General features: G+C 73.4%; 11 protein-coding genes. 4 read left to right on the top strand and 7 right to left on the bottom strand.

The window, feature by feature from the left end:
- Positions 1–61 precede the first annotated feature (61 nt).
- Positions 62–910, bottom strand: a complete 849-nt coding sequence (locus tag ACFWZH_RS26020; protein WP_384435848.1) for an esterase/lipase family protein — start codon at positions 908–910, stop codon at positions 62–64.
- Positions 911–1215: 305 nt separating this feature from the next.
- On the opposite strand from ACFWZH_RS26020, the gene ACFWZH_RS26015 reads away from it, so the two are divergent.
- Positions 1216–1863: a pyridoxamine 5'-phosphate oxidase family protein gene (locus ACFWZH_RS26015; protein WP_384435846.1), complete on the top strand. Its 648-nt coding sequence runs from the start codon at positions 1216–1218 to the stop codon at positions 1861–1863.
- Here the strand turns inward: ACFWZH_RS26015 and ACFWZH_RS26010 are convergent.
- Complete coding sequence (locus ACFWZH_RS26010; RefSeq protein ID WP_384435843.1) at positions 1854–2903, bottom strand: helix-hairpin-helix domain-containing protein; 1050 nt, start codon at positions 2901–2903, stop codon at positions 1854–1856. The genes ACFWZH_RS26015 and ACFWZH_RS26010 overlap by 10 nt on opposite strands.
- On the bottom strand, positions 2900–6481 hold the full coding sequence (locus ACFWZH_RS26005) for a DNA polymerase III subunit alpha (protein WP_384435840.1): 3582 nt from the start codon (positions 6479–6481) through the stop codon (positions 2900–2902). The genes ACFWZH_RS26010 and ACFWZH_RS26005 overlap by 4 nt, the downstream gene beginning before the upstream one ends.
- A gap of 222 nt (positions 6482–6703) precedes the next feature.
- Here ACFWZH_RS26005 and ACFWZH_RS26000 point away from each other — a divergent pair, with 222 nt between their 5' ends.
- The 3 genes from ACFWZH_RS26000 to ACFWZH_RS25990 all read left to right on the top strand — a co-directional run bounded on the left by ACFWZH_RS26000 (position 6704) and on the right by ACFWZH_RS25990 (position 9031).
- Positions 6704–7768 (top strand): DUF3533 domain-containing protein, encoded by a 1065-nt coding sequence (locus tag ACFWZH_RS26000; RefSeq protein WP_384435837.1) that lies wholly within the window; start codon positions 6704–6706, stop codon positions 7766–7768.
- Entirely contained in the window at positions 7765–8088 is a 324-nt protein-coding gene (locus ACFWZH_RS25995) for a nuclear transport factor 2 family protein (protein ID WP_384435834.1), read from the top strand. The genes ACFWZH_RS26000 and ACFWZH_RS25995 overlap by 4 nt, the downstream gene beginning before the upstream one ends.
- Positions 8089–8590: 502 nt before the next feature.
- Positions 8591–9031: a subtilase-type protease inhibitor gene (locus ACFWZH_RS25990; RefSeq protein WP_384435831.1), complete on the top strand. Its 441-nt coding sequence runs from the start codon at positions 8591–8593 to the stop codon at positions 9029–9031.
- 118 nt (positions 9032–9149) lie between these two features.
- Here ACFWZH_RS25990 and ACFWZH_RS25985 read toward each other — a convergent pair whose 3' ends face one another.
- From ACFWZH_RS25985 to ACFWZH_RS25970, 4 genes are all read right to left on the bottom strand, one after another.
- Positions 9150–10214 carry a S1 family peptidase gene (locus tag ACFWZH_RS25985; protein ID WP_384435829.1) on the bottom strand — a complete coding sequence of 355 codons (1065 nt, stop codon included), beginning with the start codon at positions 10212–10214 and terminating at the stop codon, positions 9150–9152.
- 399 nt (positions 10215–10613) lie between these two features.
- Complete coding sequence (locus ACFWZH_RS25980) at positions 10614–11576, bottom strand: slipin family protein (RefSeq protein WP_384435826.1); 963 nt, start codon at positions 11574–11576, stop codon at positions 10614–10616.
- A gap of 233 nt (positions 11577–11809) precedes the next feature.
- On the bottom strand, positions 11810–12718 hold the full coding sequence (locus ACFWZH_RS25975) for a S1 family peptidase (RefSeq protein WP_384435823.1): 909 nt from the start codon (positions 12716–12718) through the stop codon (positions 11810–11812).
- Positions 12719–12987: 269 nt separating this feature from the next.
- A complete protein-coding gene (locus ACFWZH_RS25970) occupies positions 12988–13773 on the bottom strand; it encodes a DUF1684 domain-containing protein (RefSeq protein ID WP_384435820.1) in 786 nt (261 codons plus the stop codon).
- Positions 13774–13876: the final 103 nt, after the last annotated feature.

The raw sequence follows: 13876 nt of genomic DNA, 5'->3' as shown, positions 1-13876 counted from the left end.
CCTTTCCGGCACCCCGGAGAGGACGGCCCGGCCCGCGGGTGGCAGGCCGGGCCGGCTCCGGTCAGCCGGAGAGGCAGGTGGTCGGGGTGGCGTGCGCCGGGTCGAGGGCGTTGGCCGTCTCGTGGAAGGCGAGGCGATCGGCGAGCCCGATGGCCAGATGCTCGGAGATATCGGCCGGACACAGGTCCTGGAGCAGGACGTTGCGCACGTCGGGGCCGTCGAGGAAGCCGCTCCGGTAGGGCGTGACGACCTCGTCGTACTTCGTCGCGATCACGGTGTAGTGCACCCCGGGGACGGTGTCGCCGCCCTCGTTGAGGCGGTTGAGGACGTCGGAGCCGACGATCTGGTCGGTCAGACCGGGGGTCAGCCCTTCCAGGTGGTCCTTGGCGCCGGGGAACAGGTCCAGCAGCCGGGTCAGACCGTCCAGGTCGGTGCCGTGGTTGTCGGGAGCCAGTCCGACCAGCGCGTTCACCTTCTTCGCGCCGCCGTGGAACTTCAGGTACACCCGGGGCATCATGCCGCCCTGCGAGTGGCCGACCAGATCGGTCTTGCTCGCCCCGGTGGCGGCCAGCACCCGGTCGACGTACGAGGCGAGCTGCCCGGCGGAGGCCTCCACCGGGCCCAGGCCGTGGAAGAGCGGGACGCCGGGCAGCTGACCGTAGTCCAGGGAGAAGACGCAGTAGCCGCGGGCCACCAAGTAGGGCGCGAGGCCGAGCCAGTTGTCGACGGAGTTGCCGAACGTGCCGTGTACCAGGATCACCGGCCGGGGGTGGGCGGCGGAGGGCTTGCAGGAGTAGTTGTTCCAGCCGCTGCTCACCGTGGGGGCGGCGGCGGCCGGGGCGGTGGTGACGCCGAGGGCCAGGGCGAGGGCGGGGAGGAGGGTGAGCGTTCGTGACCAGCGCAGCTTCATACGATGCTCCTTGCGGGGTGAGGGGACTCCGAAGTGCTCCGTGAGCCGTTCACCTGCGATCCGGATCGCAAGGGCCAACGCAGTTGACTGGCAAGTAAGTTACGGCCGAGTAAGCAGGGTGTACCAGCGGTGTGACGGTGAAGGAAAGGACACGCAATCTTCACCATATGTCCAGATCACCCGGCAGCGGGTCGCCGTGCGCCCCGTGTCCCGCACCTCACTCCTGCGCCGCGGCGGCGCGACTGTCCGTCCCGTCACCTACAGTCGGTGATGCCTTGGCCGAAGAGTGAACGGGGGATGCGCACATGGAGACCGCACGGACGGCGGATCCGACCGGGATCGAGGAGGTCTCGTCGGAGCAGGAGCTGCGCGAGCTGCTCGGCGAGCCCACGCCCCACGCCGCCAACAAGACCCGCCATCGGCTGCACGACCTCGACCGCGAGTGGCTGGCGCGCTCGCCGTTCTGCATGATGGCCACCGCGGACGCGCGGGGCTGGTGCGACGTCTCCCCCAAGGGCGACCCCGCGGGCTTCACCCATGTCCTGGACGACACCACCCTGGTGATCCCGGACCGCCCCGGCAACAAGCGCGCGGACGGCTTCTTGAACATCCTGGCCAATCCCCGGGTCGGGCTGAACTACCTCCTTCCGGGGCGCGGTGACACCCTGCGCATCAACGGCCGCGCCCGGCTGCTGCGTGACGCCCCGTTCTTCGACGCGCTGACGGTCAAGGGCCACCGGCCGCGGCTGGCGGTGCTGGTGGAGGTGGAGGAGGTCTTCTACCACTGCTCCAAGGCCCTGCTGCGCTCGCAGCTGTGGAAGCCGGAGACCTGGCAGCCGGACGCGCTGCCCTCGCGGGCCCGGATCGTCAGGAGCCTCGAGGACCAGGACAGATCCCTGGAGGAGCTGATGGAGCACTACGGCCCGCGGTATGCGGAGCGGCTCTACGACTGAGGCCGGCGGCCGGCTCCACCAAGAGTGGCCGCGGGACGTACGACCTCGGTGCCGAAGCGCGCCCGGGCCCGGTCGACGGCCGCCTCGATGCGGTGCGCCTTGTCGTCGGACGGGTCGAAGGTCAGCTGGTGAGCGGCGAGTTCGGCGCGGCAGAGGTCCTCGGCGCGCAGTGCCACGGACCGCACCCGGGCCCGCTGCAGCCCGAGCGCGGCGTGCAGCGCGTAGGCCGCCGCGGTCAGCGCGGGCCCGTGAGCGGTCGGCTCGTCCAGCCGCCGGGTGCGGGTCGTCGTGGAGCGGTCGGCGTAGCGGACGGTGAGGGTGAGCGCGCGGGCCACCTGCCCGCTCGCGCGCATCCGGGCCCCGAGGCCGTCGGCGAGCGAGAGCAGCGCTCGGCGGCGCCTGGCCGGATCCAGCTCGTCGTGGGCGAAGCGGTGTTCGGCGCCCATCGAGCGGGCCGCGGCATTGGGCACGACCGGTGTCGGGTCGATGCCGCGGGCCCGTTCGTACACCATCCGGCCGGTCTTCGCGCCGAGGATCCGCTGCAGGGTCGCGGGCGGTGCGGCGGCGATCCGGCCGACGCTGTCGAGCCCGTACGCGGACAGGGCGCGCGCCGTCGCCGGGCCGACGCCGAGCAGCGCCGACGCCGGCCGGCGGTCGAGGAAGGCCGTGACGGCCGCGGCGTCGTCGGGGACGACCCGGATCTGCCCGGGCACCGCCCCCTGGGCCGCCATCCGGGCGAGCAGCGGGTTGGCCGCGATCCCGATCGTGCAGCGCACACCGTGCCAGGCCAGCGCGCGCAGCCGGATCAGCTCGGCGATACCCGCCGCGTCCCGGTCGAAGTAGCGCAGCGCGCCGCGGACGTCCGCCAGCGCGGCGTCCGGCGGCAGTGCCTCGATCATCGGCGTGAACTGCGCCAGCAGTGCCAGCAGCCGCTCGAACTCCGCGGCGCCGACGGGGGCGTCGCCGGCAGCGACGAACCGTACATGGAGCATGCCCGGCGGCCGCGCGGCGCCGGAGGGCGACAGACCGGGGGCGCTCATCCCGCGCTCCCTGGGCTGGAGTGCCACAACTTGCGGCCGGTGGCGGCGCGTTCACCCGGGGGCTGGAGGTCGGCCCAGGGGTGCAGCTCATAGCCGGTCTCCAGCCGGATGGTGCGGCCCGGGGCGCCGGCCGCCTCGGTCTCCTTGCCGGATTCCGCGTCGGGCTCCTCGTCCGGCCCGGCCGCCGGCGGCGCCTGCTCCCGGACGGGGCCCGGGGTACGGTCCGGCCCCTCGGCGAGCCGGGCGGCGACCGCCTCCAGGCCGCCCTCGCGGCGGAGTTCGGCCAGCTCGGCGAGGTTCCAGGCGGCCGCGCCGACCACGCTGAGGCTGCGCGGCCCGCGCCGCTGGACCGTCCCCCGCACCAGCAGCAGCCAGGAGTGGAAGACGGTGTGCGCGCAGGCCTCGTGGCTGTCCTCGAAGAAGGCGCAGTCGACCAGCCCCGTGCTGTCGTCGAGGGTGGTGAAGATGACCCGGCGGCCGGAGCGGATCGGCGGTGTCTGGGTGGCCGCCTTGGCGCCGGCCACCAGCACCGTCTCGCCGTGCCCGGCGCTTTGCAGCAGCCGGGCCGGCAGCGCGCCCAGCTCCGCGAGGAACTCCTGGTGGTCGGCCATCAGATGGCGGGAGGCGTCCATCCCGAGGACGCCCAGCTCGGCGCTGAGCCGTTCGACGTCGTCGAGGTCGGGCAGCCCCACCGGCCGGACCGGATCGGCCTCCCCCACGCTCCCGGCCCCGCCCGGAGCGGCCCCCGCCTCCTGCCCCATGCCCAGCGTCAGCTGGCCGCCGGACGCCTGCCGTCCGTGATGGTGCAGCTCGGCGACGTACAGCAGCAGATCGCGGCGGTTGGCGCCGAAGGCGTCCAACGCGCCCACCCTGGCGAGGCGTTCGGCCACCGGGCGGGACGGCCGGGCCCGCTGCCACAGGTCCTGCAGGGAGCGGTAGGGCTGCCCGGCCGCGATCCGCTGCGCCTCGGCCTCGCTCATGCCGTGGACGTCACCGAGGGCGAGCCGCAGCCCCCAGACACCGCGGGAACCCTCCCCGTCGGACACCAGTTCGATCCGATGGGCGACCGCCGACCGGTTCACGTCCAACGGCAGCACCGGCACCCCGCGCCGCCGCGCGTCCGCCAGCAGCAGCCGCTTGGGATACATCCCCGGGTCATGGGTGAGCAGCCCGGCGTAGAAGGCCGCGGGGTGGTGCGCCTTGAGCCAGGCGGACTGGTAGGTGGGCACCGCGAAGGCCACCGCATGCGCCTTGCAGAAGCCGTACGAACCGAAGGCCTCGACGATCTCCCAGGTGCGGGCGATCACCTCGGGGGCGTACCCGCGCCGCTCGGCGCACCGGGCGAACCAGGCGCTCACCCGGCCCCGCAGCTCCGGATCCGACAGCGCGCGCCGCTTCTCGTCCGCCTCGTCCCGCGCGCAGCCCGTCATGATCCGCAGCACCTCGATGATCTGCTCGTGGAAGACCACCACCCCGTAGGTCTCGCGCAGCGGTTCCTCCAGGTCGGGGTGCGGATAGCGGACGGGCCTGCGGCCGTGCCGGGCCTCGACGAAGGGCCGCACCATGTCGGCGGCGACCGGCCCCGGGCGGAACAGGGAGATGTCGACGACCAGGTCGTGGAAGGTGGCCGGCTGCAGCCGTCCGATCAGGTCGCGCTGGCCCGGCGACTCGATCTGGAAGCAGCCGAGGGTCTCGGTCGAGCGGATCAGGTCGTAGGTGGCCGGGTCGCCGGGCGGCACCTGCGCGGGGTCGTCGAGGTCGAGCCGGCGCCCCGTGGCCCGGCCGATCTCGGTGACCGCGTGCGCCATCGCGGACTGCATCCGCACGCCCAGCACATCGAGCTTGAGCAGCCCCATCTCCTCCACGTCGTCCTTGTCGAACTGCGACATCGCAAAGCCTTCGCCGCTGGTGGGCACGACGGGGGTGCGGTCCAGCAGCGTGGCGTCGGAGAGCAGCACCCCGCACGGGTGCATGGCGATCCCGCGCGGCAGCGCGTCCAGCGCCTCGACCAGCCGCCACAGCCGTTCGGTGCCGGCCTCCCGCACCCCGCGCAGCTCCGGCAGCTCGGCCAGCGCCGCCCGGGCGTCGCGGGCGCGGATGTGCGGGAAGGCCTTGGCGAGCCGGTCCACCCGCGCCGGGTCCATGCCCAGGGCGGCGCCCACGTCCCGTACGGCGTGCCGTACGCGGTAGGTCTCGGGCATCGAGACCGTCGCGACCCGCTCCGCGCCGAAGCGGTCGAAGATCGCGCGGTAGACCTCCAGCCGGCGGGCGGACTCCACGTCGATGTCGATGTCCGGCAGCGCCGCCCGCCGTTCGGACAAGAAGCGCTCCATCAGCAGCCCGTGCGCGACCGGGTCGGCGTGCGCGATGCCCAGGAGGTGGTTGACCAGGGATCCGGCGCCGGACCCGCGGGCCGCGACCCGGATGCCCCGCTCCCGTATGTCGTCCACGACCCGAGCGACCGTCAGGAAGTACGAGGGGTAGCCGAGCCGTTCGATCGTGCGCAGTTCGTCGTCCAGCCGCGCCCAGCGCCCGCGGTCGCGGTCGTAGCCGTGCAGCACCATGCCGGCGGCGCAGCGCGAGCGCAGCACCCGGGCGGCGGTGCGGTGCTCCGCGCCGACCAGCCGGGGCTCGGGGAAGTGGATCCGGCCGAGCCCGATGTCGTCCTGCGGGTCCACCAGGCACTCGCCCGCGGTCTGCTCGGTCATGGCGAGCAGGCGGTGCGCCAGGCCGCGCCGGAAGCCGGCCGCCTCGGCGATCCGCTCGGCGACACGGCTCATCGCGGCGGTGTCCTTGAGCCAGCGCTCGCCGCCGTCGAGGGCCTCGGGGCGGCGCGGGTCCACCGGCACCAGGCGGCGGGCGGAGTCCAGGACGTCGGCCACCGGGCCCTGGCCGGGGTCGGCGTAGCGGACCGCGTTGGTCAGCACGGCGCGCACGCCCTGGTCGACGGCGAAGCCCAGGGTGCGGGCGGCCAGCCGCGAGGAGCCGGGACCGCCGCCGGACCGGCCGTGGTCGACGACCTCCAGGCGCAGCGCCTGGCCGTACAGCTCCCGCCAGGGGGTGAGGAGCCGGGCGGCGCGGTCCGGGCGGCCGGCGGCCAGCGCCCGGCCGACCTCGGAGTCCGGTCCCAGCAGCACGGTCAGTCCGGCCGGGGCGGACTCCAGGGCGCTCCAGGGGAGGACGGGCTGCTCGGCCCGGCCCGCGTGGGCGGCCGAGATCAGCCGGCACAGGGCGGCCCAGCCGGCCGCTCCGTCGCGGGCCAGGAAGACGGCGCGGGCGGCGGACTCGTCGAGGAAGGCGCCGCCGCGCACCGGGGTGCGCCGTCGTGCGGTGGCCGCGCCGGCCGCTGGGTCCGGTGCGCGCTCCGCCACGGCGAGTTCGCTGCCGAACAGCGGGCGGATGCCGGCCTCGGCGGCGGCCTTGGCGAAGCGTACGGCGCCGGAGAGCCCGTCCCGGTCGGTCAGCGCGAGGGCGTCCATACCGCGCTCGGCGGCGCGCTCGGCGAGCCGCTCCGGATGGGAGGCGCCGTAGCGCAGGGAGAACCCCGAAGCGGTGTGCAGATGCGTGAACCCGGGCATCCACACCTCCTGCACCTCATCCGCCCCCTGGCCGACCCTGTGTCCCTCGTTCCTCCTCTCCACCATAACCCGGACATCGAACATTCGTACGAACGCCACGCCGGGGCCGCCTTCCGTCGTCCGCCGATCAGCCCCATCCGCTCTGCACGCCCTCGCCGCCAACCAGAAGATGTAGGAGCAAAAGCCTCATAACGGCGGCACAGGTGTGGCGAGGAGCGACGCATGCCCACGACGGAGGACGGCACCCGCACCACCTTCCTCGGGGAGGTGAAGAGCGCGGTGACACCGCACGCCTCGCTGCTGGTGCTCGGCGTCCTGGGCCTGATGATCGCGTTCATCGCGTCCTACGCCGGAGCCTTCCACCGGCCCAAGCCGGTCGACGTGCCGTTCGCCGTGGTCGCTCCCCCGCCCGCCGCCGGACAGCTGGTGCGCAAACTGGACCGCCTGCCCGGCTCGCCGCTGGACCCGCGCACGGCGGCGTCCGAACGCGCGGCGCGGCACCAGATCGAGGACCGGACGATCGACGGCGCGCTGATCGTCGACCCGCGCGGCAGCACCGACCGGCTCCTGGTGGCGAGCGGCGGCGGCGCCTCCCTCTCCCAGGCGGTCGAAATGGTCGTCCGCGCGGCCGAGAAGGCCGAGCGGCGCACCGTACGCACGGTGGACGTGGCCCCCGCCGACCGGGACGATGCCCGCAGCCTGTCGTCCTTCTACCTCGTCGTCGGCTGGTGCGTCGGCGGCTATCTGTGCGCCGCGATCCTCGCGATCAGCGCCGGGGCGCGCCCCTCCAACGGGCACCGGGCGGTCATCCGGCTGGCCGCGCTGGCCGTGTACGCGATCGCCGCCGGGCTGGCCGGCACGATCGTCGTCGGGCCCGTCCTGGGCGCACTGCCCGGCACCTTCGTCGGGCTGTGGGGCCTGGGCGCACTGGTCGTCTTCGCGGTCGGCGCCACGACCCTGGCCTGCCAGGCCCTGCTGGGCATCGTCGGCATCGGCCTGGCGATCCTGCTGATCGTCATCCTCGGCAACCCGAGCGCGGGCGGCGCCTACCCCTACCCCCTGCTGCCCCCGTTCTGGCGGGCCATCGGCCCCGCCCTCCCACCGGGCGCGGGCACCTGGACGGCGCGTTCGCTCGCCTACTTCCGCGGCGAGGCGGTGACCTGCCCCCTGCTGGTGCTCTCCGCCTGGGCGGTGGCCGGCACCGCGCTCACCCTGATCCTCTCCGTCTTCCGCAAGCCCGGACAAAGGCCCGTACACCCCGCCCAGGACCAAGGAGCCCCGCCATGACCATCCCCGCCGACCAGCTGTCCGACCCCGCGGTGCGCGCCCTGGTCACCGCCATCAACAGCAACGACGAGCAGGCGTTCTTCGCCGCACTCACGCCCGACGCGACAATGTCCGACGACGGCTCCGACCGGGATCTGCGGCAGTGGTCCGACCGGGAGATCTTCGGGTCGCGCGGACACATGGACGTGGAGTCGGAGTCGGACGGCGGGCGGTCCCTGGTGGCGAACTACCGCAACGACACCTGGGGGGCGATGCGTACGCGCTGGTCGTTCACGGTGGCGGACGGCAAGGTGAGCCGCTTCGAGACCGGGCAGGCCTGAGGCGGGGACGGGTGAGACGGCGCCGACCGGACGGGCGAGCCGACCCGGATCGGGAGCGAGCAGATGCCGGATCGGGAGCGAGCCGATGCCGGATCGGGGACGGGTGAGACGGCACCGGCCGGAGGGGTAAGCCGGCCCCCAGCGGGGCGCCTCTTACCCCGGCCGGCGCGCCGGGCTGCCCGGAGGCCGCCTCCGGCCCTCCTCTTCGGCCAATCGGAGGAGATCGAAACCCTCCCGAACGACCGGTCGGCGGCCGGATTCCTACCTTCCGGCCGCGAACGGCTCATGCCACGAGCATGACGGGCGGGGCATCCTCGCTGGCCGCACACCGGTCAACCCGCCCCCCTTCGTCCACCTCCGACTCGTTTCGCGCCATTACCCTCAGCTTTCATTCAACGACTCAAAGCGATCGCCTGATGCACGATCAGGGTGCTTTTCGGTGCGCGGTTGGGCCAGACTCCGGTCCGGCATCTGCACCTACGAGCACAAGGGAGTGTTCTTCATGCGGTACATCACTGGGGCGGTCGCGTTCGGCGCGGCGCTGGTTCTGGGCACGCTGGCCACCACCGCACAGGCCGTCGCCGCCCCGGCGCAGCCCGCGCGGTCCGGTGGGCTCTACGCGCCGTCCGAACTGGTGCTGACCGTCGGTCAGGGCGAAAGCCGCGCGACCGCCACGGTGCAGCGCGCGGTGACGCTCAGCTGTACGCCGGTGGCGACCGGCAGCCACCCGGCCCCGAAGGCCGCCTGCACCCAACTGCGCGCGGTGGCCGGCGACTTCGGCGCGGTGACCAACACCACGTCGGGGCGGGTGTGTACCAAGGAGTGGGCACCGATAGTGGTCACCGCGGACGGCGTGTGGCAGGGCAAGCGAGTGTCGTACACCTACACCTTCGCCAACTCCTGCGCGATGAACGCCGGAAGTGGCTCGGTCTTCGTGTTCTGACCGATGCGGCCCAGGCCCCGGGCATCGGGCGGCGATGCCCGGGGAGGGCGCCGGCCCCCGGACACCGAACGGTGTCCGGGGGCCGCTGCCATGCCGTGGGCACGGCGGGCCGAACCTGTCAGCCGATCTGCGCGCCGTAGGCCTCCAGGGCCTCCGGCACCGGCTGGAAGAAGGTCTCGCCGCCACCGGAGCAGTCGCCGCTGCCGCCGGAGGTGAGGCCGAGCGCGGACTCGCCGTCGAAGAGCGCGCCGCCGCTGTCACCGGGCTCGGCGCAGACGTCGGTCTGGATCAGGCCCTCGACGGTGCCCTCCTGGTAGTTGACGGTGGCGTTCAGCGCCTTGACCGTGCCGTCGTGCACCTGGGTGGTGCTGCCGCTGCGCTGCACCTTCTCGCCGACGGTGGCCTCCGCGGCCTTGGTGATCTTCTGCGTGCTGCCGTTGTAGAGGTCGACCTCGCTGGGGTGCGGGGTGTCACCCGTGTACTTGGCGATGGAGTAGTCGTCACCGGGGAAGCTGGACTTCTCGGTGGTCGCGATCTCCGGGCCGCCCTGCTTGTCCGACCAGCTCTGGACGGCGTTGCCGCAGTGGCCGGCCGTCAGGAAGTAGGGCTGGCCGTCCTTGACGACGTTGAAGCCGAGCGAGCAGCGGGCGCCGCTGCCCCAGATCGCGTCGCCACCGCCGATGAAGGGGGTGAACTCGCCCTTGCTGCGGCGGAGTTCGACCTTGTCGCCGAGGGACTCGGCGACCTGGGCGAGGCGGTCCAGCTCGGCGCCCTTGACCGTGCGGTCGGCGGTCACCACGACCTTGTTGCTCCGCGGGTCGATGCCCCAGGAGGTCCCGGGGATGGTCGCCTTGGACTTCAGCGTCTGCCGGGCCGAGTCGAGCTGGGCCAGCGTGTGCTTGACGAGTCTGGCCTCCGCGCCCTTGGCCCGTACGGTCTCGGCCGCCGCCTGGCTGACGACGTTGACCACCAGCTTCTCGGCCTTGGCGTCGTAGAACGCCCCGGCCGTGCCGGTCTTGAGCTGGGACGCCAGGGTGGTCGCCGCGGCGGAGCTCAGCTTGGCCACCGTGGGGGCGGGGGCCGCGTGGGCGTTGGCCAGGGTGACGGTGGCGGTGGCGGCGAGCGCGAGCGCTCCCGCGGCCGCCACTACGGCGCGCCGGTTGGGTATGCGTCGATGCTTCAACTCAGAGCCTCCCGTGGGGGGATGGGCCCGGACTGTGGGGAGTGGCACGGGCCCGGAGAGTGAGGTTCGGGACACGGATGGATCCGCCCCGCGGAGCAGCGCCTCGGGGGAGTCGCGTCCATGCCAACGTGCGGAGCCGAGTATTCCCACCCGCCTCACTCGTGCACAAGACCGAGTTCCGGTCTCACATCCGGGAGTTCACGTTTTCATCACATCGTCACCACACCGATATGTGCGCACTCCGATCCTGAGTGCGGACATCAGCGTGCATGCGGGGATCGCGGCGGTGTGCGAAGTGTGAGGACCGCGTCTGGCCGGAAAAGAGCCCCCTCCGACGAGGAGAGGGGGCCTGGGCGCCGCCCGTTCGACGGGAGCGGGCCTACGGGCGCGCGCCGGGGTTCACGGCAGCTCCTCCGCCTCCGGGAGCTCCTCCAGCCGCGCCGAGAGCGCACGGTCGGCCTCGGCGTCGAGGCCGCCCACGGCGGTCGGGCGCGGCTCCTCGGCGGGCGGGCGCGGCTCCTTCGGGGCGGTTCCGGCGGCCGGCTGCCGCGCGCTCTCCCGTCCGGCCGCCGCCTCGGCCTGTGCGGTCTGCGCCTGGGCCTGCAGCCCGGAGCGCTCCAGGAACCGCAGCAGCTCCACGGGGAAGGGCAGGACCAGGGTGGAGTTCTTCTCGGCGGCGACCGCCACCACGGTCTGCAGCAGCCGCAGTTGCAGCGCGGCCGGCTGGTCGGACATCGCCGCGGCGGCCTCGGCCAGCTTCCTGGAGGCCTGCAGCTCGGCGTCGGCGTTGATCACCCGGGCGCGCCGGTCCCGGGTCGCCTCCGCCTGGCGGGCCATCGAGCGCTTCATCGTCTCCGGCAGCGAGACGTCCTTGATCTCCACCCGGTCGACGGTGACTCCCCAGCCGATGGCCGGGCTGTCCATCATCAGCTCCAGCCCCTGGTTGAGCTTCTCGCGGTTCGACAGCAGATCGTCCAGTTCGCTCTTGCCGATGATCGACCGCAGCGAGGTCTGGGCCATCTGGGAGACCGCGAAGCGGTAGTCCTCGACCCGGACGACCGCGTCGGCGGCGTCCACGACCTTGAAGTAGACCACCGCGTCGACCCGGACCGTGACGTTGTCGCGGGTGATGCCCTCCTGGGCGGGCACCGGCATCGTGACGATCTGCATGTTGACCTTACGCATCCGGTCGATGCCCGGAACGATCATGGTGAAGCCCGGCTCCCGCACTGCGGACGCCAGCCGCCCCAGCCGGAGCACCACCCCGCGTTCGTACTGCTTGACCACGCGTGCCGCAGCGATGAAGTACACCGCGCCGGCGCACACCAGCCCCACCCCCGCCGTCACCAGTTCTTCGACCATCACGGCTCCCTGATGTGTGCCGTATGCCGTCCGATTCGGGCTTGCTTTCCATGGTATGCCCGGCCCGGAGGGGGGTCGAGGCGCGCGGCGGACGCGGTCGGGCCCCCGTCCTTCCCCAAGCTCTCGACTTCGCTCGAGCAGGGGAGACCCCAATGCGGACGGGGGCCCGGCACCACCGGACCCAGGCCTGGGGATCGCGGCGGTGCGCAGGAACGGATATCAGCCGGTCGGCGTCAGTAGACGCTCACGCCGTACGCGCTGAGCGCCTCGGTGACGGGCTGGAAGAAGGTGGTGCCGCCGGACGTGCAGTCGCCGCTGCCGCCGGAGGTGAGGCCGAGCGCCTTGGTCCCGGAGTAGAGGGGGCCGCCGCTGTCGCCGGGTTCGGCGCAGACGGTGGTCTGGATGAGTCCGGAGACGATGTCGCCGCCGCCGTAGTTGACGGTGGCGTTCAGCGCGGTGACCCTGCCGCTGTGGGTGCCGGTGGTCGAGCCGCGGCGGGTGACCGTCTGGCCGACGCTCGGGGTGCCGGCACTGGTGATGTCCTGGCTGCCGACCGTCCCGGGGTGGGCCACGGAGGTGTTGGTGTACTTCACGATGCCGTAGTCGTTGCCCGGGAAGCTGGATCCCGCGGTCGGGCCGATGCTCGTGGTGTGCGAGGAGTTGGTGTACCACGGCGGATTGCCGTCGGTGCAGTGACCGGCCGTCAGCAGGTAGTAGGTGCTGCCGCTGCGGACGTTGAAGCCCAGCGAGCAGCGCCAGCTGGGGGCGTAGATGGCGTCGCCGCCGGAGACGAACTTGCGGAAGGTGCCCGCGATGCGGTCGATGCGGACCGCCGCGGCGTTGCCGCCCGCGGCCCGCTCGATCTTGGCGATCTCGGCCTGGGAGACGGTGCGGTCGGCGGTCACGACCAGGGTGCGGGTCGCGCTGTCGACCCGCCAGGCGGTGCCGGCGACGTCCGCGGCGCGTACCGCGTTGCCGGCGGCCGTGAGCTGGGCGGCGCTGAACGTCTTGGCGAGGGCGGGGTTCTGGGCGTTGGCGGTCGGGACGGCGATGGCTCCGACGGCCACCAGTCCGGACGCCACGGCGATCAGCCGGGTGCGTCTCGCTACGCCGCTGCGGGGGGTGGTGCGCTCGTTCCTCACTGATTCCTCCGAGGGGGATCGGGGGGCCGCGGGTGAGCGGCCCGGTGAGGCGCAGTCGAAGGGCACGCGGGAATCCGCACGTTCGTTTCGGCGTGCCCCTGACAAGCGCTGAGCGGAGTTTCGGGTGCCCCGCCCCCGCCGCGCAAGAGGGCGACACGAATGTTTCGCCCCGGCACCCCGCCGCCCGCCGCCCCCAACACTCCGCCCCGGCAGCCTCGTTGACGGCTGCCGGGGCGGTGCTGACCCCCTCGGTCGGGCGATGGGACGAATCAGTGGACGATTCGGTTCCGCTCCCCCGCGCGCAGCGCGAGCGGCAGGGTGTTGCCGGGCGGCGGGAAGGGGCACAGGAAGTGGTCGGCGAACGCGCACGGCGGCAGCAGGGTGCGGTTGAAGTCGACGGTGACGGTGCCGTCCTCGGCGGGGGCGGGCGGCCGCAGAAAGCGGAAGCGGTAGCTGTCGGTGCCGCTGGTGTCGTCGGCGAGCACCGCCCACAAAGAGCCGTCGCTCTCGACCGCGACCTGCAGGGTGTGCTCGTCCCCTGCCACGGTGAAGGCGAGTTCACCGGCGAGTCCGAGGCCGCGCCGCTGTCCGTCGGCGTGCGGGACCCGGACCGTGCGGCCCTGCGCGTACGGGCGGAACAGGCCCGGCCGCACCCAGCGCTCGTCGTACGCGTAGACCTCGATCCCGGCGAAGGCGCGGCGGGCGGCCGCGTCCGGATCGTAGTCGCGCACCGCCCACCGGTCCTCGCGCCGCAGCACCAGCAGATGCCGCTCGCCCACCGCCACCCGGGTGGCGGTGGGGTCGTCGTCCGGGCCGAGGTGGAACTCACCGTCCGCCGGCTCGCCGTCGACGGTGAGACCGTCCCCGGCCGCGGCCCGCAGCACGACCCCGTCGCCCCGCTCGGTCCAGATGCCCGGCAGGCCCTCGATCCGGCCGTCGGGGTGGTCGGCCGGCCAGTGCGCCCCGGTCAGGGCGAGCGGGCCGTACGGGCCGGAGACGGCGGCGACGCGCCGGGCGTGCCAGTCCCGCCACTCCTGGGGTGCGTGGGTGCTCATGGCCGCTCACCCTTCCATACGCCGGGCGCCCGGCGAGCGCACCGGGCGCCGGCCGACCACAGGTGCCGGGGCGGGTCGATCTGCGGGGTTCTCGGGCGGCGGC

The sequence above is a fragment of the Streptomyces sp. NPDC059008 genome (genome assembly GCF_042749045.1).
Classification (GTDB): Bacteria; Actinomycetota; Actinomycetes; order Streptomycetales; family Streptomycetaceae; genus Streptomyces.
Note: the sequence above shows the minus strand (reverse complement) of the source record. Positions and strands in the feature narration are given on the sequence as shown.

What these genes read in the sequence shown, in the direction of transcription:
- ACFWZH_RS25990 (WP_384435831.1), top strand. Translation starts at nt 8,591, where the DNA reads ATGCGGTACATCACTGGGGCGGTCGCGTTCGGCGCGGCGCTGGTTCTG.
- ACFWZH_RS26015 (WP_384435846.1), top strand. Translation starts at nt 1,216, where the DNA reads ATGGAGACCGCACGGACGGCGGATCCGACCGGGATCGAGGAGGTCTCG.
- ACFWZH_RS26020 (WP_384435848.1), bottom strand. Translation starts at nt 910, where the DNA reads ATGAAGCTGCGCTGGTCACGAACGCTCACCCTCCTCCCCGCCCTCGCC.
- ACFWZH_RS25995 (WP_384435834.1), top strand. Translation starts at nt 7,765, where the DNA reads ATGACCATCCCCGCCGACCAGCTGTCCGACCCCGCGGTGCGCGCCCTG.
- ACFWZH_RS26000 (WP_384435837.1), top strand. Translation starts at nt 6,704, where the DNA reads ATGCCCACGACGGAGGACGGCACCCGCACCACCTTCCTCGGGGAGGTG.
- ACFWZH_RS25980 (WP_384435826.1), bottom strand. Translation starts at nt 11,576, where the DNA reads ATGGTCGAAGAACTGGTGACGGCGGGGGTGGGGCTGGTGTGCGCCGGC.
- ACFWZH_RS25970 (WP_384435820.1), bottom strand. Translation starts at nt 13,773, where the DNA reads ATGAGCACCCACGCACCCCAGGAGTGGCGGGACTGGCACGCCCGGCGC.
- ACFWZH_RS26005 (WP_384435840.1), bottom strand. Translation starts at nt 6,481, where the DNA reads ATGCCCGGGTTCACGCATCTGCACACCGCTTCGGGGTTCTCCCTGCGC.
- ACFWZH_RS26010 (WP_384435843.1), bottom strand. Translation starts at nt 2,903, where the DNA reads ATGAGCGCCCCCGGTCTGTCGCCCTCCGGCGCCGCGCGGCCGCCGGGC.